The 21,374-nt window shown below is 64.6% G+C and carries 22 protein-coding genes and 1 pseudogene; 10 read left to right on the forward strand and 13 right to left on the reverse strand.

Annotated elements, in window-relative coordinates:
- Nucleotides 1-4 precede the first annotated feature (4 nt).
- The 4 genes from L6639_RS06760 (at nucleotide 5) to L6639_RS06775 (ending at nucleotide 4,238) form a co-directional block, all read left to right on the forward strand.
- Nucleotides 5-844 (forward strand): SURF1 family protein, encoded by an 840-nt coding sequence (locus L6639_RS06760; RefSeq protein WP_237860043.1) that lies wholly within the window; start codon nucleotides 5-7, stop codon nucleotides 842-844.
- The gene (locus L6639_RS06765) at nucleotides 816-2,201 is read left to right on the forward strand and encodes an ATP-binding protein (RefSeq protein WP_237860045.1); all 1,386 of its coding nucleotides are present in this window, start codon (nucleotides 816-818) and stop codon (nucleotides 2,199-2,201) included. The genes L6639_RS06760 and L6639_RS06765 overlap by 29 nt, the downstream gene beginning before the upstream one ends.
- A complete protein-coding gene (locus L6639_RS06770; protein ID WP_092233395.1) occupies nucleotides 2,191-2,724 on the forward strand; it encodes a response regulator transcription factor in 534 nt (177 codons plus the stop codon). Before L6639_RS06765 ends, L6639_RS06770 begins: the two co-directional genes overlap by 11 nt.
- Nucleotides 2,725-2,861: 137 nt before the next feature.
- The gene (locus L6639_RS06775) at nucleotides 2,862-4,238 is read left to right on the forward strand and encodes an adenylate/guanylate cyclase domain-containing protein (RefSeq protein ID WP_237861297.1); all 1,377 of its coding nucleotides are present in this window, start codon (nucleotides 2,862-2,864) and stop codon (nucleotides 4,236-4,238) included.
- A 99-nt stretch (nucleotides 4,239-4,337) separates the two neighbouring features.
- On the opposite strand, the gene L6639_RS06780 is transcribed toward L6639_RS06775, so the two are convergent.
- The 5 genes and pseudogenes from L6639_RS06780 to L6639_RS06800 form a co-directional block, all read right to left on the reverse strand.
- On the reverse strand, nucleotides 4,338-5,156 hold the full coding sequence (locus L6639_RS06780) for a CarD family transcriptional regulator (protein ID WP_237860047.1): 819 nt from the start codon (nucleotides 5,154-5,156) through the stop codon (nucleotides 4,338-4,340).
- Nucleotides 5,157-5,499: 343 nt separating this feature from the next.
- Nucleotides 5,500-5,838, reverse strand: a complete 339-nt coding sequence (fdxA, locus tag L6639_RS06785) for a ferredoxin FdxA (protein ID WP_128949385.1) — start codon at nucleotides 5,836-5,838, stop codon at nucleotides 5,500-5,502.
- Between the two features lie 132 nt (nucleotides 5,839-5,970).
- A pseudogene (locus tag L6639_RS06790) lies at nucleotides 5,971-6,240 on the reverse strand (RNA-binding S4 domain-containing protein); the annotation flags it as partial.
- A gap of 9 nt (nucleotides 6,241-6,249) precedes the next feature.
- Entirely contained in the window at nucleotides 6,250-9,642 is a 3,393-nt protein-coding gene (locus L6639_RS06795; RefSeq protein ID WP_237860052.1) for a helicase-related protein, read from the reverse strand.
- Between the two features lie 705 nt (nucleotides 9,643-10,347).
- Nucleotides 10,348-11,157 carry a DUF3108 domain-containing protein gene (locus L6639_RS06800; protein WP_237860055.1) on the reverse strand — a complete coding sequence of 270 codons (810 nt, stop codon included), beginning with the start codon at nucleotides 11,155-11,157 and terminating at the stop codon, nucleotides 10,348-10,350.
- A gap of 595 nt (nucleotides 11,158-11,752) precedes the next feature.
- Here L6639_RS06800 and rpmB point away from each other — a divergent pair.
- The 3 genes from rpmB to L6639_RS06815 all read left to right on the forward strand — a co-directional run bounded on the left by rpmB (nucleotide 11,753) and on the right by L6639_RS06815 (nucleotide 13,157).
- Nucleotides 11,753-12,064 (forward strand): 50S ribosomal protein L28, encoded by a 312-nt coding sequence (gene rpmB, locus L6639_RS06805; RefSeq protein ID WP_237860058.1) that lies wholly within the window; start codon nucleotides 11,753-11,755, stop codon nucleotides 12,062-12,064.
- A 175-nt stretch (nucleotides 12,065-12,239) separates the two neighbouring features.
- Complete coding sequence (locus L6639_RS06810) at nucleotides 12,240-12,533, forward strand: P-loop NTPase family protein (protein WP_237860059.1); 294 nt, start codon at nucleotides 12,240-12,242, stop codon at nucleotides 12,531-12,533.
- A 6-nt stretch (nucleotides 12,534-12,539) separates the two neighbouring features.
- Complete coding sequence (locus tag L6639_RS06815) at nucleotides 12,540-13,157, forward strand: phosphoribosyltransferase-like protein (protein WP_237860062.1); 618 nt, start codon at nucleotides 12,540-12,542, stop codon at nucleotides 13,155-13,157.
- Nucleotides 13,158-13,544: 387 nt separating this feature from the next.
- Here the strand turns inward: L6639_RS06815 and L6639_RS06820 are convergent, their stop codons facing one another.
- The 5 genes from L6639_RS06820 to L6639_RS06840 form a co-directional block, all read right to left on the reverse strand.
- Entirely contained in the window at nucleotides 13,545-13,823 is a 279-nt protein-coding gene (locus L6639_RS06820; RefSeq protein ID WP_237860064.1) for a DUF1488 family protein, read from the reverse strand.
- 88 nt (nucleotides 13,824-13,911) lie between these two features.
- Nucleotides 13,912-14,208 carry a hypothetical protein gene (locus tag L6639_RS06825; protein ID WP_237860065.1) on the reverse strand — a complete coding sequence of 99 codons (297 nt, stop codon included), beginning with the start codon at nucleotides 14,206-14,208 and terminating at the stop codon, nucleotides 13,912-13,914.
- Nucleotides 14,205-14,498, reverse strand: a complete 294-nt coding sequence (locus tag L6639_RS06830; RefSeq protein ID WP_237860067.1) for a hypothetical protein — start codon at nucleotides 14,496-14,498, stop codon at nucleotides 14,205-14,207. Before L6639_RS06830 ends, L6639_RS06825 begins: the two co-directional genes overlap by 4 nt.
- Nucleotides 14,499-14,746: 248 nt before the next feature.
- Nucleotides 14,747-15,043 carry a hypothetical protein gene (locus tag L6639_RS06835; RefSeq protein WP_237860069.1) on the reverse strand — a complete coding sequence of 99 codons (297 nt, stop codon included), beginning with the start codon at nucleotides 15,041-15,043 and terminating at the stop codon, nucleotides 14,747-14,749.
- Nucleotides 15,036-15,326, reverse strand: coding sequence for a hypothetical protein (locus L6639_RS06840; RefSeq protein ID WP_237860071.1), 291 nt, complete (start codon nucleotides 15,324-15,326; stop codon nucleotides 15,036-15,038). Before L6639_RS06840 ends, L6639_RS06835 begins: the two co-directional genes overlap by 8 nt.
- 549 nt (nucleotides 15,327-15,875) lie before the next feature.
- Here L6639_RS06840 and L6639_RS06845 point away from each other — a divergent pair.
- Together L6639_RS06845 and L6639_RS06850 are read left to right on the forward strand one after the other, a co-directional pair.
- Complete coding sequence (locus L6639_RS06845) at nucleotides 15,876-16,223, forward strand: hypothetical protein (protein ID WP_237860073.1); 348 nt, start codon at nucleotides 15,876-15,878, stop codon at nucleotides 16,221-16,223.
- 171 nt (nucleotides 16,224-16,394) lie between these two features.
- On the forward strand, nucleotides 16,395-17,723 hold the full coding sequence (locus L6639_RS06850; RefSeq protein WP_237860076.1) for a DUF2235 domain-containing protein: 1,329 nt from the start codon (nucleotides 16,395-16,397) through the stop codon (nucleotides 17,721-17,723).
- 67 nt (nucleotides 17,724-17,790) lie between these two features.
- On the opposite strand, the gene L6639_RS43255 is transcribed toward L6639_RS06850, so the two are convergent.
- Entirely contained in the window at nucleotides 17,791-18,732 is a 942-nt protein-coding gene (locus tag L6639_RS43255) for an IS110 family transposase (protein WP_237860078.1), read from the reverse strand.
- A gap of 477 nt (nucleotides 18,733-19,209) precedes the next feature.
- Between L6639_RS43255 and L6639_RS06860 the strand changes: the two genes are divergently transcribed.
- The gene (locus L6639_RS06860) at nucleotides 19,210-19,461 is read left to right on the forward strand and encodes a PilZ domain-containing protein (protein ID WP_188108249.1); all 252 of its coding nucleotides are present in this window, start codon (nucleotides 19,210-19,212) and stop codon (nucleotides 19,459-19,461) included.
- A gap of 119 nt (nucleotides 19,462-19,580) precedes the next feature.
- Here L6639_RS06860 and L6639_RS06865 read toward each other — a convergent pair whose 3' ends face one another.
- Complete coding sequence (locus tag L6639_RS06865; protein WP_237860080.1) at nucleotides 19,581-19,991, reverse strand: hypothetical protein; 411 nt, start codon at nucleotides 19,989-19,991, stop codon at nucleotides 19,581-19,583.
- Nucleotides 19,992-20,075: 84 nt separating this feature from the next.
- Entirely contained in the window at nucleotides 20,076-21,188 is a 1,113-nt protein-coding gene (locus L6639_RS06870) for an NADH:flavin oxidoreductase/NADH oxidase (RefSeq protein WP_237860082.1), read from the reverse strand.
- Nucleotides 21,189-21,374 lie beyond the last annotated feature (186 nt).

Here is a 21,374-nt window from a genome sequence, read left to right on the forward strand (position 1 = left end):
TCCCGTGAGCCAGAGGGATAACGAACCGCGCAGCCCCGCAAGCGCAGCGCATCGCCCCTCCTTGTGGCTCACGGTCCTCTCGCTCATCGCTTTCGTCGTTTTGATGGCCCTCGGCGTCTGGCAGGTCGAGCGCCGCGCCTGGAAGCTGGCGCTGATCGACCGGGTCGAGCAGCGCGTCCACGCCCCGGCGCAGCCGCTCCCCTCGCGGACTTCATGGCCGACCATCAGTGCCGCAAACGACGAATACCGGCATGTCGACGTCTCCGGCCGCTTCCTGCACGACCGCGAGACCCTCGTTCAGGCCGTCACCGAGGAAGGCCCTGGCTATTGGGTGCTGACGCCGCTCCAGCGCGATGACGGCACCACTGTCCTGATCAACCGCGGCTTCGTGCCGTCGGAGCGACGTGACCCATCGACGCGCCAGGGCGGCAATCCGGACGGCCAGGTCGTGGTCGCAGGCCTCTTGCGCGTCACCGAGCCGAAGGGCGGATTCCTCAGGGACAACGTGCCTCAGCACAACCGCTGGTATTCGCGGGATGTCGCCGCGATTGCGGCGGCCCGCGATCTCCAGAATGTGGCGCCCTTTTTCATCGATGCGGACGCCGGATCACAATCCGCTGGCGGTCCCATCGGCGGATTGACCGTGATCCGCTTTCCCAATAACCACCTGATCTACGCGCTGACGTGGTTTGCCCTGGCTTTCATGCTGGCTGGCAGACTTTTCGTCACATTTCGCGGCGGGCTGTTCCGCCGCCAACGCTTCGTCCACGAACCGGCCGGCGGCCCAGACGCCTCCGCCCGCAGGACGGGATCAGATGCTGGAACGATCGTCGAACCGACCTGACGACGGGACTAGTTTGGGCGAGCTGGCTGTCACGCTGCAATCGCAGGCGGACGCGCGCAGCGAGCTGATCGGCGCTGCCCCCACCGACGATGAGACCAACCGCAAGAACATGGCGCTGCTGATCCAGCTGCGCTGGACCGCGGTGGTCGGCCAGATCGTGACCATCGGCGGCGCGCATTTTTGGCTTGGCATTCCCCTGCCCCTGACCCGCATGGGCGCGGTGATCGGCGCGTTGGTGCTGCTCAACGTCTCAAGCCTGGTCTGGGTGCGCCATCGCGCCGCGATCACCAACAACGAGCTGCTGGTCGCGCTGATGCTCGACGTCGCGGCGCTGACTGCACAGCTCTATCTCAGCGGCGGCGCGACCAATCCCTTCACCTCGCTGTTCCTGCTCCAGGTCACGCTCGGCGCGGTGCTGCTCGATGCCCGCTCGACCTGGTCGCTGGTGGCACTGAGCTGCGCGAGCTTCGTGTGGCTGACCATGGCCTACCGACCGCTCGACCTGCCGCCAAATCCCCTCAGCGAGACCTACACGCTCACCGTCACCGGCATGCTGCTGGGCTTCGTTCTCAACGCCGTGCTGCTGGTCGTGTTCGTCACCCGCATCAACAGGAATTTGCGCCAGCGCGACGCGCATCTGGCGGCGCTGCGCCAGCATGCCGCCGAGCAGGACCACATCGTCCGCATGGGCCTGCTCGCCTCCGGCGCGGCACATGAGCTCGGCACGCCGCTCGCCTCGCTCTCCGTCATCCTCAGCGACTGGCGCCGCATGCCCGATCTCGCCGCCGATCAGGAGCTCGCAGAAGATCTCACGGAGATGGAGACCTCCCTGCAACGCTGCAAAAGCATCGTAACGGGGATTCTGGTATCGGCCGGCGAGGCGCGCGGCGAAGGATCCTCGCCGACGACCGTGACCGCCTTCGTCACCGCGCTGGTCGAGGAATGGCGCGACGCCCGCTCGGCGCGGACGCTCTATTTCACCAACACCTTTGGTGAGGATGTCGCGATCGTCTCGGACGTCGCGCTGAAGCAGGTGATCTTCAACGTGCTCGACAATGCCTATGAAGTCTCGCGCGAATGGGTGGAACTGCTCGCCGAGCGCGAAGGCGACAATCTGGTGCTCTCGATCAGCGACCGCGGCCCGGGCTTCGCGCCGGAAATGCTGGCCCAGCTCGGAAAGCCCTATCAGTCGAGCAAGGGCCGCGCCGGCGGCGGGCTCGGCCTGTTCCTGGTGGTCAACGTGGTGCGTAAGCTGGGGGGCAGCGTGACCGCGGAGAACCACAGGAAACGTGGCGCCACCGTACGCCTGACCCTGCCGCTCGCCACGCTCGCGATCGGAGGCAGCTTTGACGCCTGACCGTTCGCTCATCGTCGTCGAGGACGACGAAGGCTTTGCGCGCACGTTGAAGCGCTCGTTCGAGCGCCGCGGCTACGAGGTCGTGCTCGCTGCTTCGATCGAGGACGTCCGGAAGGTTCTTGAGGACCGATCGTTCGGCTACGCCGTGGTCGACCTCAAGCTCGGCGGTGCCTCTGGGCTTGCCTGCGTCGAGCTGCTGCATACCCACGATGAGGAGATGCTGATCGTGGTGCTGACGGGCTTCGCCAGCATCTCGACCGCCGTCGAGGCCATCAAGCTTGGCGCCTGCCATTACCTCGCAAAGCCCTCCAACACCGACGACATCGAAGCCGCCTTCACCAAGGCCGAAGGCAACGCCGAGGTCGCGCTGGACGTGCGGCCGACCTCGATCAAGACGCTGGAATGGGAGCGGATTCACCAGACGCTGATCGAGACGGATTTCAACATCTCGGAAGCGGCAAGGCGCCTGGGCATGCACCGGCGCACGCTGGCGAGGAAGCTCGAGAAGCGGCCGGTGAAGTGAGCGGTTCGCCGCGCGGGGAGGAAAACACTCGCGCGAGCTGATGACCTCGCGGCCATGCATCACTAGAGTGCCCGATGCGGTGGCTGACGGCCGCCGCTGTGCTGCAACGGCCCAAGCGAGGAGACCGCCCCGTGACAATGCTCGTCGAGCGCCTCGGCTCGTCCGCCGCGCCGTCGCTTGCGCGCAGCCAGCGCGACACCGAAACCGTTCAGTTTGCACAGGCAGCGCTCGAGGCCGGCAAGAGGGAGGGCCTGCAACTCGCCGTGCGAGCGCGCTATGTCGCGCTGGCCGTCATCGCCTGCCTGCTGCTAGCCATCAACCCGGCATGGGACCAGCTCTATTACGTGGCGTTGCTCAGCCTGTTCGCGCTGATCGGCTGGGCGCAGGTCAGGGTCGGCGTATCGCGATCGGAATTGGCGCTTCTGTTCTGCGATCTGGCGCTGCTCACATTCGTCATCGTCGTCCCGAACCCCTTCGGCACGACGCACTGGCCGGTGGCGATGCAATACCATTTCGGCAACTTCATCTACTTCTTCGTGCTGCTCGCGGGCGCCACGCTGGCCTATTCCTGGCGAACCGTGGTTGCAGTCGGAACATGGACGGCAGCGCTTTGGACGATCGGCGCGGCCTGGGTGTGGTGGCAACCTGATCGCGATCCCGCGCTGACCGCCCGCATTGCAGAGGCGGTGGGCGGCGATCACAGGCTGCTCGCGCTGATCTCACCCACTGCGATCGGATTCGGCCTCCGCATCCAGGAAATCGTCGTCTTCCTGATCGTGGCCGTAACGCTGGCGCTCGCGGTTCGCCGCAGCAATGATCTATTGATCAGACACGCCGCGGTGGAGCGGGAACGCGGCAACCTTGCGCGCTACTTCTCGCCCAATGTCGTCACGGAATTATCGAAGCACGACGAGCCGTTGAAGCAGGTGCGCACCCAGGACATCGCGGTGCTGTTCGTGGACATCGTCGGCTTCACGGCCTTTGCCGATGTGCGCTCTCCGGACGAAGTGGTGCGGACGTTGCGCGAGTTCCACGGATTGATGGAGCAGGAGGTTTTCCGCCACGAGGGCACGCTGGACAAATATCTGGGCGATGGATTGATGGCGACATTCGGCACCCCCTTCGCAGGCCCGCGCGACGCCAGCAACGCGTTGCGCTGTGCCCAGGCCATGATCGCGGCAGCGGACCGATGGAGCGCGCAGCGAACGGCATCGGGTGAGCCGCCAATGCGTGTCAGCTTCGGCCTGCATTACGGACCGGTGGTGCTCGGCGATATCGGGCACACCTGTCTGGAATTTGCCGTGATCGGTGCGACCGTCAATGCCGCAAGCCGACTGGAGGGGCTGACGCGCGCGCTCGACTGCGCGCTGGTGGCGAGCAACGACCTCGTCAGTCGCGCCAAGCTGGAGCTCGGCAGCACCGCCGACGCCTTTGCATCGTTGATCGCCCGCGATCCCCAGGCGATCCGCGGGCTCGAGCGGCCGATCGCGATCTGGACCCAGCCGCGGGCGTGACCAAGGCGAGGCTCGGCCGCCGTTGGATCACGCACCCAAACAAAAAGCCCGGCCGAGCGGCCGGGCTTTTGATCTGTTGCGATCGATGCGACGAGATGCTTACGCGGCCTCGTCGGCGACCGTGGTGTCGTCGCCATCGGTATCGTCGGTATCGCCCTCGGCATCCGCCTCGCCTTCGCCATCGGCGGCTTCCGCCTTGGCATTGGCACGGCGCGGGCTCTTGGCGAGCTGGGCCTCGATTTCCTTGACCGCTTCGGTCTCGGTCGAGTGCTGCACCACCGCGATCTCGCGGGAGAGGCGATCGAGCGCCGCTTCATAGAGCTGGCGTTCGCTGTAGGACTGCTCCGGCTGCGACTCCGAGCGATAGAGGTCGCGCACGACTTCCGCGATCGCGACGATGTCGCCCGAGTTGATCTTCGCTTCGTATTCCTGGGCGCGGCGCGACCACATGGTGCGCTTGACGCGGGCGCGGCCCTTGAGGGTCTCCAGCGCCTTCTTCACCAGCGCCGGCTCGGACAGCTTGCGCATGCCAACATTGGCGACCTTGGCGGTCGGAACGCGCAGCGTCATCTTGTCCTTGATGAAGTTGATGACGAACAGCTCGAGCTTCGCACCGGCGATCTCCTGCTCCTCGATGGCCAGGATCTGGCCGACGCCGTGAGCGGGATAGACGACGAATTCATTGGCCTTGAAGCCCTGACGCTGGGTCACGACCTTCTTTTCCTCGACCTTCGGCGCAGGTGCAGCAGCCTTCACGGCCGGCTTGGCAGCAGCAACGGGGGCCTTGGCAGGGGCGGCAGCAACAGGAGCCTTCGGAGCAACGGGCTTGGCAGCGGGAGCCTTGGCAACAGCAGGCTTGGCAGCAGCAGGCTTGGCAACGGTCGCTTTCGCGGCCGGTTTGGCAGTCTTGTTAGGCATTGCACTTCTTTTCTTCGAGGACTTTGCAGCCGGCGCCTTAGTCGCGGTCCGACCCTTGGATGCGCTACGGCTGGCCGCGGCGACTTTTTTGGCCTCCTTATGGGAAGCCCTCGCTGAAGTACTCTTTTTACGCGTTTTCTGTGACACAGCCTGCGCGCGGAAACTGCCACGCCCCTGTTTCGACATTTGGTTTCACGGGAACCCAGAGGGGCCAACGGGGCTGACGGGGTTCGGCTTAATGTGCCCAATATAGCACATTTCCCGCAAAAATCAATGATTTAGGGGTCTTGGGGGCTGGTTTTCGGCGCTGACGAAGGTATTAGGGTTAAGTTTGCGCCGGATTTTAGTCTCCGGAGCCGGGGTTCTTAGAAAAATATTTCTCGAACTTGCCCGCCTGCCCGTCGAACTCCTCGGCGTCGGCAGGTGATTCTTTCTTCTGGGTGATATTCGGCCAGCTCTTGGCGTATTCGGAGTTCACCTCGAGCCACTTTTCCAGACCCGGCTCGGTGTCCGGCTTGATGGCGTCCGCGGGGCATTCCGGCTCGCACACGCCGCAATCGATGCATTCGTCAGGATGGATGACCAGCATGTTCTCGCCCTCGTAGAAACAGTCGACGGGGCAGACCTCGACGCAGTCGGTGTACTTGCACTTGATGCAGTTTTCAGTGACGACGTAAGTCATCCAACGCTCCGAAAAGCTCTCTTAAAAGTCGCGGCTTGCGTAGCGCGGATGGCCCCGCGCTGCAAGGTCGGGAAGCCCCGATCATGACGGCTTTATGTGGTTGATCGACCAAGAAATGAACGAAGAGCGCAATTAATTGCGCTTTACGTCGCCGAGCTCCTCGTAAAGCACGCGCGCCGAGGCGGCGTCGCCGCGGCGCTCGTTGAAGCCGGTCACCTTCAGCACGCGCACGGTGCGATCGAGTGCGACGGTGATGACGTCGCCGATCTTGATCGCATGGCCGGGCGATGTCTCGCGCGTGCCATTGATGCGGACGTGGCCGGACTCGACGAGCTCAGCCGCCGAGGTCCGCGCCTTCACCACCCGCGCGTGCCACAGCCATTTGTCGAGGCGCTGCCGCTCGGTCGTGGATCACTCCTTGCGACCGGAAAGCTGCTCTTTCAGCGCAGCGAGCTTGGCGAAAGGCGAGTTCGGGTCGGCGGGACGATCGCGCTCCCGCGGGGCAGCGCTCGAGGCGTAGGGCCGCAGCGACGGACCGGACTCGCGGTCGCGGCGATCCCTGCCCTTGTCACGGTCGCGGCCACGATTGTCGCGGCCTTTGTCACGATCGCCGCCGAACTTCTTGCTGTCGCGGTTGCGATCGCGATCCTTGTCGCGGTCCTTACCCTGGAAGCTGCGATTCCTGTCGTCGCGCCCTTCCTGACGCGGTGCGCCCTCGGCGCCACCTTCGCGCGGCTTGCGGAAGTCCCTGCCGCCGTCGCGACGATGACCACCGTGACGACGCTCACCCGGCTTCGCGCCTTCGGCGGCTTCGCCCGGCGCGGCCGTGGCGCCTTCAGCACCAGCCTCAGCGGTCGCGTGCTGCGGCCGCTGATTGTGGTGACGCTGATGGCGATGACGCTCGTGACGCGGCTTGCGATCCTCGTGACGGCCACCGGGACGCCAGACTTCGACGAGCTCGGGCTCGGCGGGCGCAGCGACAGCTTCAGCCGGCGCCGCCTCGACAGGCGCGGCAGCGTCGGGAGATGCGGCGGCTTCCGTTGCGGCGGTCTCGGCGGGAGCGGTTTCTGCGGCAGCCTCTGCCGGCGCAGCGGTCTCTTCCGCCGGCGGCGCGATGCCGGGCGCATCTTCGGGCGTGACGGGCGCTTCGGGCGAGGCTTCGAGCGCCGGCTCTTCGTGCGCGGGCTCGTCATGCTGCTCCATGCCGGGCGCGTCTTCGACGGTGACGGCCTCGATCGCAGCATCCGCGGGCGCAGCCGCCTCTTCGGTCGCAGGCGCCTCGGTGGAGGCCTCAGCCGCCGGCGTTTCCGCAGCAACAGGCGCGGCCGGCTTCGGCGGCAGCGGCGCGCGCTTTTCCATGCGATAGCCGAGCGCGCGCAGCACGGAAGCAAAATCCTCACCCGCCGAGCCGGTGAGCGAGGTCATCGCCTGCGTCACCACAAAGCCGCGGCCATCGAATGCGCCGCCGGGCTTTTCGCCCGGCGAATTCTCGCGCCAAGCGAGTGCCGGACGGATCAGGTCCGCAAGGCGCTCCAGAATGTCGACGCGGACGGCGCGCTCGCCGGCCTGCTTGTAGCCGAGCACGCGATAGGCATCGCGCGGCAAGCTCTTGTCGACCGGGAACGAAGTACGGCCGGATGAAGCCAGATGCTGGGCGCCCGACAGCGCCGAGAGATCGACATTGTCCTGCTTCAGCGCCCACAAGAGCGCAGCGAGCGCACGCGCGGCGGGCTTGAGGATGCCGGGGAAATAGATGTGATAGGCGCCGAAACGGACGCCGTACTTACGCAGCGTCGCGCGCGAGGGCTGGTCGAGATCCTTCAGCTCGTTGGCGATCTTCGGACGCTCGAGCACGCCCAGCGCCTCGACCAGCTGATAGGCGATGCCGCGGGCGATACCGGTGACGTCTTCGGCCTTCGACAGCTCGAACATCGGCCCGAGCAGCTTTTCGATATGCGTCTTGAGCCAGAGGTCGAGCCGCGCCTGCACCTTGTCGCGGGGACCGCCCGTCAGGCGCTCATCCGAGATGATGCGGATGCGCGGATGCAGCGCCTCCTCTGCGGCTGTCAGACGCGCGACAGCATCGCCGGTCCAGCGGATGGTGCCGTCGGAGGTCAGCACGAACTGGTCGTCCGGCGCGTTGCCCAGTTTTTCGGCGCGCGCATTGATCTCGCCGGCGAGCACCGCTTGCGCGGCAGCCTGCAAGGCTTTCGCATCGGAGCCGGCTTCCGCCGCATCCGGTGCAAAGGTGAAGCCATCGAGGCGGCCGATGACATGGCCTTCGACGATAACTTCGCCGGTCTTGCCGATTTCCGTATTCAAGCTCGTGTTCTCCCGCAGGCGGCGCATCAATACACTGGTCCGGCGATCAACGAAACGCTCAGTCAAGCGTTCGTGGAGCGCATCCGATAATTTATTTTCGACATCCCGCGCGGTCCCCTGCCAGCGTTCGGGGTCTTTCAGCCAGTCCGGGCGGTTGGCGACGAAGGTCCAGGTGCGGATCTGCGCGATTCTGGCCGACAGCGTGTCGATGTCGCCGTCGATACGGTCGGCCTGGTCGATTTGGGCCGCGAACCAGGAATCGGGGATACAGCCCTTCCGCATCAGGAAGCCGTAGAGCGTCGTCACCAGCTCGGCATGGGCGGCCGGCGACAGTTTCCGGTAGTCCGGGACCTGGCAGGCCTCCCACAGCCGCTCGACGGCTGCCTTGCCATGCGCGATATCGCGCACCTCGACGTCGCGGGCGGCGTGGTCGAGCACGCGCATGTCCTCGGCGATCGGCGCCCGCGTCAGCGTCTCGTGGCCGGGGGCGAGGTTCAGCGAGACCTGGAGCGCGCCGAGGGAGGAGAAATCCAGCTTCGAGTTGCGCCATTGCAGCATCTTCACGGGATCGAAGATGTGGTTCTGGAGCGCGTTCACGAGCTCGGGCTCGAACGGGCCGCAGCGGCCCGTCGTACCGAACGTGCCGTTGCGCGTGGCACGGCCGGCGCGGCCGGCGACTTGCGCGAACTCGGCCGGCGTCAGCCTTCGGAACTGAAAGCCGTCGAACTTGCGGTCGGAGGCGAAGGCAACGTGGTCGACGTCGAGATTGAGGCCCATGCCGACGGCGTCGGTGGCGACGAGATAATCGACGTCGCCGTTCTGGAACATCTCGACCTGCGCATTGCGTGTGCGCGGCGAGAGCGAGCCCAGCACCACGGCGGCGCCGCCATGCTGGCGCTTGATCAGCTCGGCGATGGCGTAGACCTCGTCGGCGGAGAAGGCGACGATGGCGGTGCGGCGTGGCTGACGCGTGATCTTGCGATCGCCGGCGAATTCGAGCTGCGACAGGCGCGGCCGCGTGATCATGGAGACGCCGGGCAACAGCCGCTCGATGATCGGGCGCATCGTCGCAGCACCCAGCAGCAGCGTCTCGTCGCGGCCGCGGCGGTTGAGGATGCGGTCGGTGAAGACGTGGCCGCGTTCGAGGTCGGAGGCGATCTGGATCTCGTCGACGGCGAGGAAGGAGACGTCCAAATCGCGCGGCATCGCCTCGACGGTCGAGACCCAATAGCGCGGGCTCTTCGGCTTGATCTTCTCCTCGCCCGTCACCAGCGCGACAGCCTCTGGGCCGACGCGGGCGACGATCTTGTTATAGACCTCGCGCGCGAGCAGGCGCAGCGGCAGGCCGATCAGCCCCGAGGAATGCGCGAGCATCCGTTCGATGGCGAGATGGGTCTTGCCGGTGTTGGTCGGCCCGAGCACCGCAGTGACGCCAGCGCCGGGCACGCGCTCGGAAGCAAAGGAGGAGGGAGGAAAGGCCATGTCTGCCGGATTAGGTAATGGCTGATTGGGGGAATGTCAGGGCTTGATAAGGCGGGGTGGTGCTGAGGTGTCGGCTATGTCTCCGAATGCTGCACGTGGCCAAGCATACGACTGTCATGCCCCGGCTTGACCGGGGCATCCAGTACGCCGCGGCCCATCCGCTCAACCACAACCGCCTCGGCGTACTGGATCGCCCGGTCAAGCCGGGCGATGACACCTGGTGTGTGGGAGCAGCTTCCCCAAACCTCGCGCAACTGTCTCACTTTGCGACGCTTTTTCCTCATCCTTTAAGCTTCGGAACGACTCTAGAACGAATCGCGGCCGAATCGCTGACTCCCCTGTGAGTCCTGTTCCGTTCACGCAAGGTGTCGTGGGACTCGTTTTGCGTGTGCACTAGATGGAGTTTTGGGGTGCCGCACAAGCGACGATTTGGTGTCGGATTTCCTTAAGTTGGGGATGGCGCGGAGTCGAATCAGAATCGGGGCGGAGTCAAATGGATTCCCGGCGAATGGTGGCGCTGCGAGGCATGTGATTGAAACAACCCCATGCACAGTAGGTAAGTCATTGATATCAGTCATTCCGGGGCGTCGCGCAGCGACGAGCCCGGAATCCATCGTGAGACAGTCGCCGCGGAGCGATGGATTCCGGGTTCGCGCCAAAGAGGCGCGCCCCGGAATGACGGCTGTTGGTGGGGCGCGCAGCAGCCTACTGCGTCTTCGCCACCCGCGGCGGCTGGGCCGTGGTGATGAAGCTGGTGGCTTCCAGCATCGCCGGCCCCAGGGGCGTCGGAATCTTCAGCCAGAATGGAACCAGGACCCGGGTGCCCGCGACGGGCGCGAGCGCGATCTCGATGTTGCGCTGGGCGGCGAGATATTTGATCACGGGGCGGTCGGGGATGTAGCCGGCCACAGGCACGAAATAGAGCGCGCAGACCACGACCGGGCCGTGATAGCCCTTCTCCGCCTTCACGGTCTCCATGCGCTTGAAATCGAGCTTGAGCTCGTAGCGCATGCGGCCGTCGAACACGGGCGCCGAGCCGTGGCAGGCTTCCGGCGACAGGGGATCGCCGGTGCCAGGCACGCGCACCAGCGAGGCCGTCATCGGATCGAACACGCCGCGCCGATGCGCCTCGGTGACGACGATGCGATCGGCATCGACGGGCGGCTCCGGGATGATGCCGAAATCCTTCACATTGCCCTTGTCGAGGGTGATGTGGATCTCTTCGGTCTTCTTCGAGGTGGTGGTGGAGGCCTGGTAGGCCGTGGCAACCAGCGCGCCATTGACGACGCGCCCCTGCGAGGCGCCGGTGCCGGACCCGCCCGCGAAGGATTTCAAAATGCCGGTGGTGCCGCCGGAGGCCGCCGCGGAGAATACGTCGTCCTGGATATCGATGTTCCAGGCGCCGCGGCCGACCGGAATGCCTGATAGGCTCGCCTCGTACTGCGCTTCGAGCTTGCCCTGCGCCGCCGCGGGCTCCGCCGCCCACGCCAAAGCCAGCCCGGCAATAGCGGCCAAGGCCAGCCTGCCGGCCGACCGCAGCCGGGGCGATGAGAGGGAGAACGTGTGCACGAGGCGATCCAATCGGGGAAGCGAGGTTGTTACTTAAGCCTGTTACGGCCGCAAGCAATGTATCCCTAGGGCGATAAGCCGGGAACTCACTGGACTATGCGGCGGCGATTGCGCCCTTTATGTGATGGTAAGGCGTTTTAAACATTGCCGTTTTGGTGATTAGCGATGCGTCAGGGACGCACACCTCCCCCCGCCCATTCTGCTGTCATACCCCGCGAAGGCGAGGTATCCAGTACGCCGAGACGGATCTGGTGAGGCCGGGCTCTCAAACGCCGGCCTCTGGAATACTGGATCGCCCGGTCCCGGCTCCGCCAAGGCTACGCCGAGGCCCAGGGGGTGCTCGGCCCGCCGAAGCCTTGGCGGAGGCGGCGAGCCGGGCGATGACACCTGTTTCGGGGCACTATCCCCGCCCAAAACCTTGACGTCCCGGCCCTCACCCCCTATACGTCCGCCCGCTCCCTGCAAGGACAGAGAATTTGCCCCCGTGGCGCCCCGAATGGCGGCCGCAATCATTGGGGGTTTAGACGGAAGGATTTTTGCCATGTCTCGCCGCTGCGAACTGACGGCCAAGGGCCCCCTCGTCGGCCACAAGGTCAGCCACTCGAACATCAAGACCAAGCGCCGCTTCCTGCCGAACCTGGTCAACGTGACCTTCATCAGCGAAGCCCTGGAGCGCAACGTGCGCCTGCGCGTCTCCACCAACGCGGTGAAGAGCGTCGACCACAATGGCGGCCTCGACGCCTTCCTGCTCAAGGCCAAGGCCGACGCCCTGTCGCCGCGCGCCCTCGAGCTGAAGCGCGCCATCCAGAAGAAGGTCGGCCCGACGCCTGCGCCGGAGAAGAAGGCCAGCTAAAGAATTTCAGAGTTGGGCGGGGGCTAAGTTGCGTCGCGTGGCGTAGGCTTAGCCAGTAGCGTTTTGCGTTGCGGCCGGGTCGGAAGACCTGGCCGTTTTTTGTTGTGCTCGATACCGGCGCCGCCCTACACTTTTAGCGGGAATCGAATTCAACCTCTCGCCTCGCGGCCAATCAATGTCCAAGATAATCTGTCTCTTCAATCACAAGGGTGGTGTCGGGCCGCTAAACCAGAACCTTTTGACGACGTGCGACTTCTTCATCGTTCCGCTGCATCCCGACTACTTCTCGTCGATGGCACTCGACTCCTTGGCTGCGACACTGCCGCGCTGGAACGCTTGGGCGACAACTGCGCATGGCATTGAAGCGTTGATCAAGGCCGATTATCCATTTCCAGAACCGCACGCGAAGTTCATCGGTGCAGTGATCCAAAAATACCGCCCTCGCAGCGGGCGGGCGAGCAGTGCTTGAGGAGGTATGTTCCTTCATAGGAGGCATTCCTCACGATCCGCGTTTCCCGGGGTTAGCAAACATTATCTCGGGCGCGGCGGTCGATGCGGACAGGCGGAAGCTCAACTTTTCTATTGGTCCGGACGTCCTAGAGAAGATTGGCCTCCGGAAATCCGGGGCGAGCAGAACATCGATCTTACGCCATTGCCGCCTGCGGTGAAAAATCTCTTTGAGAATGGACCTGTTGAATTTCAGTTTGTCTACGGAACGATGGCCGGCAAGAAAAGAATAGAAGGCGCAGCATCTCTCCTTGGCCTCTCAGGCATAACGGCCAAATTTGCGAACGAACTGAATCCCGTTTCTGTGGAGATGACCAAAGAGCTGCGCGTTCGGTTAGAAGAAATTGGGCAAGAGCTGTTGGCGAGAATCCGGTATCCGGCAGGTCATACCCCGACCGCAGAAGAGATCGCAAGATTGCGGGCCGACGCGCTGGGCTACGGTGGAGTAGCTTCAATTATGGTTACTCCGTTCAACGTTCCTTCCCACACTCTTACCGCGTTCTGGTGTCCCGGCATCGTTGATGGTGAAGCTTGGGTGCCACTGTTTTTAAGGCGGGGTTATCGCAGGCATTTGGTTTACAGCTAACTTGTCGGCTCCCCGCATTTCCCATAATTGAAACGACTGGAGCCTATTGGTCTCAATTTTAGAGCTGCCGAGATGCGGTTTGCGATGCGTCCCGACCTCGCCGAAGCGGGTCTCCCCCCTCTCCCCGCAAGCGGGCCGAGGGAGCGCACCGGCGCTCGAGGCAAGCACGGCCGTCTCCTCGCCGTCGCGCATTTCCGCTATACTCGCCCCGGTAGCATCACCCGGAGGCGTATCCTGTGGAGCACTCAGCAAAACCCGAGCCGAAGAACCTCGTCATCTGCTGTAAGGCACCGGCAAGAAGATCTCGGAGCATTTCCAACGTCCTGAAGCTCTATCGCTGCCTGCGCAGGACGATCAGGGCCGAACTGCAGTAGCCCGCCCCTCCCCCTACCCCCGAAAATCAATGCTCCGCAGCACGATGCCCGGCGGCGAGCCCTCGAACTCCGTGGCCTGATACTTCCGGCCCGCGCAGGCTTCGATCTGCTCGCGCAGGCGGATGAACTGGGCTTCGCGCTCATCGGGCTTGGTGCGCATGCCGCGCTCGAGGTCGTCGAGCGCTGAGGTCGAGATCGCGCAGGCGATCTCGTGGGGGCCGTCCTGCATCGAGAACTGGACGATGCCGCGGTCCTGTTCGTGGCCGATATAGCGGCCGGGGGTGAGCTTCATGGGGGACTCCTTCATTGTGCGCCTGTTTTCAATGCGCACACCTGTTTCCATGCGCAGGGCATCGCGGGACGCACGCGCTCGCGGCGCTTCAGGCATCGCCGCCGAGCCTTGTAAAATCGTCGAACAGCGCCGTCACCAGCGCGTGGTGGCGCGCGTCCTCGCTGGGCAGGCTCGCGGTGTAGAGGTTGAGCAGGTGGCGCGTCTTCACCGCGGCCTCGGGCCACGAGGCGGAGGGCGCCGTCATCATGCGGTTTTCGAGATCGGTCTCGCGCTCGCGCAGCTCCCTGACATGGGCCTCGACGACGGCGATCGCCCGGCGCAAATCGGTCGCCTTCTGCGCGGCCATGCCGCGATGCCTGTCGAGGTCGACCGGGATGTCCTTCATGGCGTGACGCTCGCATCAGCGGCTTGCGCGTCTTTGGCTTGCGCATCTTGGGCCTGCGCGTCGGCAAGGTCGACCGAGCCGATCGACAGCATCTCCGTCACGCCGCGCGCGCCTTCGGCCGGCACCGTGATCATGGTGGCGATGCGGCGCCAGGACGCGAACGACAGGCCCTCGATCATCTCCTCGTCGGTGACGACCTCATAGGCGCCCGCCGGCAGCATGCGATCGATGCCGCGGATGCGGAACGGATGGTTGAATGTGATGGTCTCGCGTCGCGAGCGGATGGACATGGTGGCCTGCCTTTCGAGAGAGGGGAGCCCCAACCGACGCTGCTGCGGCCGAGCATGGGCGCATCGCGCGGCAATAGCCAGCACTAAAGCGCGATGAGATTAGGATGAATCGTCATCGCGCTTCAGGTTGTTGTTTGAGCATGATCTCCGCGCAAACGCGTTCCGCGTTTGTCGCGAGGAAAAACCGCTTCGCACTTTTCCGGATCATGCTTTATCGCCACGGTTCCGCGCTCAGCGGGTGGGGCGTTTCAGCTGTCTTCGCCGAGCCTTGCGAAATCGTCGAACAGGGCGGCCACCAGCGCGCGGTGGCGGGTGTCCTCGACCGGCAGGCTTGCGGCGTAGAGATTGAGAAGATAGCGCGCCTTCACGGCGGCCTCGGCCCAGGAGGCGGCGGGCACGGTCATCAGGCGGTTTTCGAGATCGGCCTCGCGCTCGCGGAGCTGGCGGACATTGCTCTCGACTTCGGCCAGCGCGCGGCGCAGGTCGGTCGCCTTCTGCGCGGCCATGCCGCGGTGCTTGTCGAGATCGACGGGAACATCAGTCATGAGCGACACTCGCATCGATGCGACGCGCGTCCGCAAGGTCGACGGCGCGGATCGAGCGCATGTCCTTGCGCATTTCCTTGGAGCCGAGCACGCCGTCCATCACGTCTTCCTTGGGCAGGATGATCGACGTGCCGACACGGCGCCAAGCCGAGACGGTCTCAGCCAGGATCGTCTCCTCGTCGGCGAGAACCTGATAGCTGCCTGCAGGCAGCAGCCGATCGATACCGTGGATGCGGAACGGATGCCTGAACGTGACGGTTTCCCGCCGCGTACGGGTGGTCATGCACGCCTGCCTTCCTGCGACAGCGGCCCCAGCCGACGCCAGCTCGTTACGACCATGCGCTCAATGCGGGGCAATAGCCAGCGCTATCGTCGTTGTGCTCAGTGTCACCTCTCCCCAGCGGGGAGAGGTCGGATTACTCACGCGCGCAATTGCGCGCCTGAGTAATCCGGGTGAGGGGGCCGCGGCATACGGTGAGACCGTGCCCCCTCACCCGGATCGCGCCGGACGATGCTTCGCATCGCCGGGGGCGATCCGACCTCTCCCTCCGGGAGAGGTGAAGCACCTTCCGCTGCGCACGCAGCGTTTTAGTCCTCGCTATTGGTCCGATGCAGGCGTAGGCTCGGCCGCATCACCGCATCTCCTAGACGGCATCGACCGGTGACTGAGGGTCACGCGCGCTCCCGCCGAGAAACCAGTCGCTGAAGCACGACGTGTTCGTGCTCGCGCAGGAGCATGCGATGCCGCGTTTTCGTGCCTCGGAATGGATCGTTCCACGGGTCGATGTGGCATTGTTCCTGCTGCTTCTCGTCGGCGCGGCGGCCCTGTTCCATGGCTAAGCCCGTGCGCGTACCCTATCTGATCTGGGCGACCGGCGAATATGGCAGCGCCAATCACGGCCGCAGCAACGCCACCGTGGCGCTGCGGCTGGCGCGCAAGCTGCTGCGCGACGGCTTCATGGACGTGCGCGTCTGCACGCCGCGCGGCCGCGTGCTGCAATCGGACGAACTGGACGAACTGAAACCCGCAAAGGAGATTGATGCCATGGCCAAGGGACAGCAACGCGGCAACCGCGAAACCAAGAAGCCGAAGAAGGAGAAAGCCAAGGTGATCGCCGCGGCGCCGAGCCGCAAGGACGTCGCATGGCAGCCGGATTTCGGACCGGGGAAGAAGAAGTAGGGCAGGCAGGACGACGCCCGCGGTAGGGGAGCGACCTCACAACGCAAGGGGGGAGGGAGCGCAGTTGTGCGCGCAGTCACAGCGCGGGCTCAATCTCCTCCCGCTCGTCTCCTCGTCGTCGCGCATTTGCGCTATACTCGCCCCGGTAGCATCACCTGGAGGGGCCGACCTGTGGAGCACGATCACAAGCTTGAGCCGAAAAACCTCGTCATCTGCTGCGACGGCACCGGCAACGAGATCTCCGAAAACATCTCCAACGTGCTGAAGCTCTATCGCTGCCTGCGCAAGACCGACAAGACGCAGCCGCGGCAGATGGTGTTCTACGATCCCGGCGTCGGCACGGTGACGGAGCCGTCGACCTGGAACAGGTGGAAGGCCAACATCAATCTGGTGCTGGGGCTCGCCACCGGCTACGGGCTCGATGACAACGTGCTGTCAGCCTATTGCTTCCTGATCGAGCATTACGCGCCCGGCGACCGCATCTATCTGTTCGGCTTTTCGCGCGGCGCCTACACGGTGCGCGTGCTGTCGGGGCTGATCCACAAGGTCGGACTGATCTCGCCGGAGCAGGCGAACCTCGCAGGCTCGGGCCTCGTCGCCTACAAGCAATATTCCGGCACCGGGCGCGGCAACGACGTCGAGGATCTCAAGGATATCGTCGTCGACGACCAGGGGCCGCTGCCGAAGGACGAGTTCGACCTCGCCGCGCAGTTCGCGCGCATCACCTCGACGCGCTGGCCGACCATCCACTTCATCGGCGTGTGGGACACGGTGGCGAGCGTGATCGTGCCGCGGCGCGACGTCTTCTTCCTCGTGTTCACCTTGGAGGAGCTCGCCTTCGTCAGGCGCAATCCCAGCGTCAACATCTTCCGCCAGGCGATCGCGATCGACGAGCGGCGGCGCATGTTCCGCCTGAAGCCGTATGAGGAGCCGCAGGAGTACTGGAGCAACCGCTACGTGCCCGACGAGAAGAAGGTGGCGCAGGACATTTTGCAGGTGTGGTTCTCCGGCGTGCATTGCGACGTCGGCGGCGGCTATCCGGAGACGGAAAGCGGCGAGTCGAAATATCCGCTGGTGTGGATGATCGACGAGGCGGAGAAGGCCGGGCTGAACTTCAACAGGCGAACCGTGAACCAGCTCGCCTGGGGCATCCAGCGCAAGAACTCGCCGTTCCAGTATGTCCCGCCCGCGGTCACCGGCAAGGCGGGGAGCTTGCACGATTCGATGAGCTCGGCCTGGCGCGTGCTGGAGTATTTTCCGAAGAGCGCGAAGTACCGGGAGTGGCCTGAGCGGAAGGTGGTGTTGGGGTTCTACATCCCTGATGCCGAGCCGCGGCTGATCCCCGAGGGCGCGCATGTGCATGAGAGCGTGCTGAAGCGGATGGACGTGGAGCCTGGCTATCGGCCGGTGAATTTGCCGAAGGCGTATGTGACGGTGCCGATGCCGGTGCCGCCGGGGGTGGATCTGGCGGCGGGGGCGGAGGCGGTTGTGACGGGGTGATGGAGGGCGTGAGGAGGCAGGCTCGCGCTACATCCTCCGCCGTCGTCCCGGCGAAGGCCGGCAACTGTTATGTTGACGGCGCGATCTTATAAGGTTTTCGGTCGCGCATCATTGCGTTGAGGACGGTGAGGAGTTTCCTGGCGACAGCAATGAGGGCGAGTTTCGCGGGTTTGCCGGCCTTTCGCAGTCGTTCGTAGAAGGCTTTGAACGGGTCGGCGCGGCGAACCGCGTTGAGAGCGGCCATGTAGAGGGCGTCTCGGATGCGCTTTCGACCGCCGCCGATCTTGCGCTTGCCACGGTAGGCGCCGCTATCGACGTTGAAGGGCGCCAGGCCGGCCAGTGCCGCAACCTGCTTGGGGCCGAGATGCCCGAGTTCGGGCATCTGCGCGAGGAGCTGCATGCAGGCCACCGGACCGATGCCGGGAAGCGAGCGCATCAACTGCGCATCTTCGGCGATCTCCTGCTCTGCTTTGATGAGCGCACTGATCTCGGCCTCGATCTTGGCAATCTCATCGTCGAGAACCTCGATGAGGCGGCCGATACGTTCAGCCATGGCGCAGTCCTCGGCCTCACTGCGGCGGTTTTTCTCTTGAACTCGCATGCTGACCAGTTGATCGCGCCGTTTTGCCAGCCTTGCCAACGCATTGCGGGCGGGTGTCGTGGCCTGCTCGGTGGCGGGCTTCATGGCACGGGCAAAGGCTGCCAGCATCCGCGCGTCGATTGGGTCGGTCTTGGCGAGCTGGCCGCTAGCGCGGGCAAAGTCGCGGGCGCGAGCCGGATTGATCCGGGCAAAACGAACCCCGGCCTGACGTAGCGCCTCGCGAAGCTCGAGGTCGTAGACCCCCGTGGCCTCAAAGACGACCAGCGCATCGCATCGCCAACGCGCCACCAGCTGTGTGATGGCCTGTGTCGCGTTGTCGATGCGTTCCGATGCACCGATGGCCTCATCAAAGATATCGAGATGATGTTTGGAGACGTCGATTCCGACGCAACGAAGGGGTATGATCACGGTGCCTGTCCCTGTGATGCGAGGTCTGTTGGCGCAGCCTCGTGCAACTGTTCAGGTTGATAGATGGAACGGGCGGGAGACCGGGCCGGATCACGGCGTCAAGCGCCAAGGACCCAACGGCTTCCCGCCCACCATCATCATGACAGACTTTCCAGACACAGGGACCCATAACCAAAGGGAGTGGTTTGGCGAAGATTCGTCGTTAGTACTTCGACCTTACGTCACCGAGAAATCACGCGGTATGGATCCCGGCCCCCGTGCGCAATTGCGCACTAGGCCGGGACGACAACTGAATTTGTGGCCGCAGTGGAGTACCTCACTGACTCTCTTGTCTCCTCCCCCACCCCGCTACCTCCGCATTCTCCCATCGCCGCTACTTTTCATTAAAATTCTCGTCCTCGCTTTAGCGTGATCGCATCACATCGTCGGCATCATTGTTCCCGAGACCTCCGCAAGAACAGCGGAGCAGGAGGACACGTGCCACAATTTCCGAGAAAGTTTGCCCGTGTGAAGCCCGCCGGCCTGGTGTCCCGCCAGGCCAAGATCATCACAGACCCGCGCGCGCCGGTGATCCCGTGCACGCTGATCGACTATTCGCCCGGCGGGGCGTGCGTCGATCTCGGCGGACAGGTGAAGATCCCCGACAGATTCGAGCTGCTGCACGTGAACACCAAGAAGCGCTGCCGCATCGCCTGGAAGCGCGGCACGCGGGTGGGCGTGGTGTTTTAGGGCGCTGTTGCGCTGACATCGTTCAATCTACTCGCCGGGCACGCTGCTCTGTTCCCTCCCCCCTTGTGGGGGAGGGAACGCAGCGTGCGTGTGGCACGATCTCTCGCAACAATAATCGCTCACGCCTTCCGCATCCTGGCCTTTGCGCCTGCGACGATCTGCATCGTCACGCCGCCGATCCAGCCCAACAGCACCAGCCAGGTCAGCGCGTCGTGCGGCTCGAGGCGGAGCACGATGACGGCGACCGAGACCAGCGCCGTGAGCGTGGCGCAGAGCGTGCCGGCGGAGCTCAACAGCTCGGCGGCATCGATATGGCTGTGGGCGTCGTCGAACGGCAGCTGCGGCGTGTCGATGCCGAGATAGAAGCCGACGACGCCGAGCAGCATCATCAGCAGCAGGAAGCCCTGCGTGGTGAGCACGGGTATAGCCGATCCGACATAGGCGCCGACGAACAGCCCGCACGCAGCGCCAGCCATCGCGAGGCCCAATCGCTCGAACAAATGGGCAGTCTTGCGAACACGAAAACGCATGGCGGACCTCCGTGAGGATGCGCGGAGGTTAGGCCAGTTTGGGCCGGTGCGAAAGCTAAGGGGAGTTACGGATGCGTGAGGAAATCACCGCGCCCCGAACGTGGTCTTGCCGAACAGCGCCTTCTGCGTCGAGGGCTGCGAGCGCCAATATTGCGGCGGGGCCTCGACTTCGCCGCCGACTTCGGCAGCGGCGTGCCAGCCCCAGCGGGGGTCGTAAAGCATGCCGCGGGCGAGCGCGACCATGTCGGCTTTGCCTGAGGCCACGATCTCCTCGGCGTGCTTCGCTTCGGTGATCAGGCCGACCGCAATGGTCGGCAAGCCGGTCTCGCGCTTGATGGCCTCGGCGAATTGCACCTGATAGCCGGGACCGAGCGTGATCTTCTGCAAGGCAGAGACGCCGCCGGAGGAGGCATCGATCCAATCGACGCCGCGCGCCTTCAACGCTTTGGCGAATTCGATGGTCTGCGCCAGATCCCAGCCGCCCTCGACCCAATCGGTCGACGACACGCGCATGCCCACGGGCTTGTCGTGCGGGAACACGGCGCGCACGGCGTCGTAGATTTCGAGCGGGAAGCGCATGCGGTTCTCGAGCGAACCGCCATATTCGTCGGTGCGCTTGTTCGAGATCGGCGACAGGAACTGATGCATGAGATAGCCGTGCGCGCCATGCAGCTCGATCGCATCGATGCCGATGCGCTCCGCGCGCTTCGCGCTGTCGACGAAGGCCTCGCGGATGCGCTTCAGGCCGCTCGCATCGAGCGCGACGGGCGCGGCCTCGCCCTCCTTGTGCGGGATCGCCGACGGCGCCACGGTCTGCCAGCCGCCTTGGTCAGGCGGAATGAGCTGGCCGCCGTCCCAGGGCCGCGCGCTCGACGCCTTGCGGCCGGCATGGGCGAGCTGCATCGCGACAGCCGTGTGCGAATGCTTGCGCACCGAGGCGATGATCTGCTTCAGCGCAGCCTCGGAGGCATCGCTGTAGAGGCCGAGACAGCCCGGCGTGATGCGGCCGATCGCCTCGACATGGGTCGCCTCGATGCAGAACATCGCAGCGCCCGACAGCGCGAGATTGTTGATGTGGGTGAAATGCCAGTCGGTGGGAACGCCGTCTTCGGCCGAATATTGGCACATCGGCGACACCACCAGGCGGTTCTTCAAGGTCAGGCCGCGCAGCTTGATCGGGGAAAACAGGGCGCTCATGCGGGAGGATCCGGATACGAGAGGGAAGGAAGCGATTGCATGAAGTTTAGTGGCCCCTTCGCGAATTGCGAGATGCGCGGGCGGCATGGCGGGTGGCGGGGCCATGCATTGCGGGGGCGGTGCCAAGAACCCCGCTGTCATCCCGGGGCACGCGAAGCGTGAGCCCGGGATCCATAACCACAGGAT

It is taken from the genome of Bradyrhizobium zhengyangense (genome assembly GCF_022012555.1).
In the GTDB taxonomy this organism is placed as follows: Bacteria; Pseudomonadota; Alphaproteobacteria; order Rhizobiales; family Xanthobacteraceae; genus Bradyrhizobium; species Bradyrhizobium zhengyangense.

Coding starts and splice junctions, on each gene's coding strand:
- L6639_RS06795 (WP_237860052.1), bottom strand. CDS start 9,642: ATGGCCTTTCCTCCCTCCTCCTTTGCTTCCGAGCGCGTGCCCGGCGCT.
- L6639_RS06765 (WP_237860045.1), top strand. CDS start 816: ATGCTGGAACGATCGTCGAACCGACCTGACGACGGGACTAGTTTGGGC.
- L6639_RS06830 (WP_237860067.1), bottom strand. CDS start 14,498: ATGTCCATCCGCTCGCGACGCGAGACCATCACATTCAACCATCCGTTC.
- L6639_RS06810 (WP_237860059.1), top strand. CDS start 12,240: ATGTCCAAGATAATCTGTCTCTTCAATCACAAGGGTGGTGTCGGGCCG.
- L6639_RS06835 (WP_237860069.1), bottom strand. CDS start 15,043: ATGACTGATGTTCCCGTCGATCTCGACAAGCACCGCGGCATGGCCGCG.
- L6639_RS06870 (WP_237860082.1), bottom strand. CDS start 21,188: ATGAGCGCCCTGTTTTCCCCGATCAAGCTGCGCGGCCTGACCTTGAAG.
- L6639_RS06825 (WP_237860065.1), bottom strand. CDS start 14,208: ATGAAGGACATCCCGGTCGACCTCGACAGGCATCGCGGCATGGCCGCG.
- fdxA (WP_128949385.1), bottom strand. CDS start 5,838: ATGACTTACGTCGTCACTGAAAACTGCATCAAGTGCAAGTACACCGAC.
- L6639_RS06865 (WP_237860080.1), bottom strand. CDS start 19,991: ATGCGTTTTCGTGTTCGCAAGACTGCCCATTTGTTCGAGCGATTGGGC.
- L6639_RS06815 (WP_237860062.1), top strand. CDS start 12,540: ATGTTCCTTCATAGGAGGCATTCCTCACGATCCGCGTTTCCCGGGGTT.
- L6639_RS06820 (WP_237860064.1), bottom strand. CDS start 13,823: ATGAAGCTCACCCCCGGCCGCTATATCGGCCACGAACAGGACCGCGGC.
- L6639_RS06840 (WP_237860071.1), bottom strand. CDS start 15,326: ATGACCACCCGTACGCGGCGGGAAACCGTCACGTTCAGGCATCCGTTC.
- L6639_RS06775 (WP_237861297.1), top strand. CDS start 2,862: ATGCTCGTCGAGCGCCTCGGCTCGTCCGCCGCGCCGTCGCTTGCGCGC.
- L6639_RS06780 (WP_237860047.1), bottom strand. CDS start 5,156: ATGCCTAACAAGACTGCCAAACCGGCCGCGAAAGCGACCGTTGCCAAG.
- rpmB (WP_237860058.1), top strand. CDS start 11,753: ATGTCTCGCCGCTGCGAACTGACGGCCAAGGGCCCCCTCGTCGGCCAC.
- L6639_RS06845 (WP_237860073.1), top strand. CDS start 15,876: ATGGCTAAGCCCGTGCGCGTACCCTATCTGATCTGGGCGACCGGCGAA.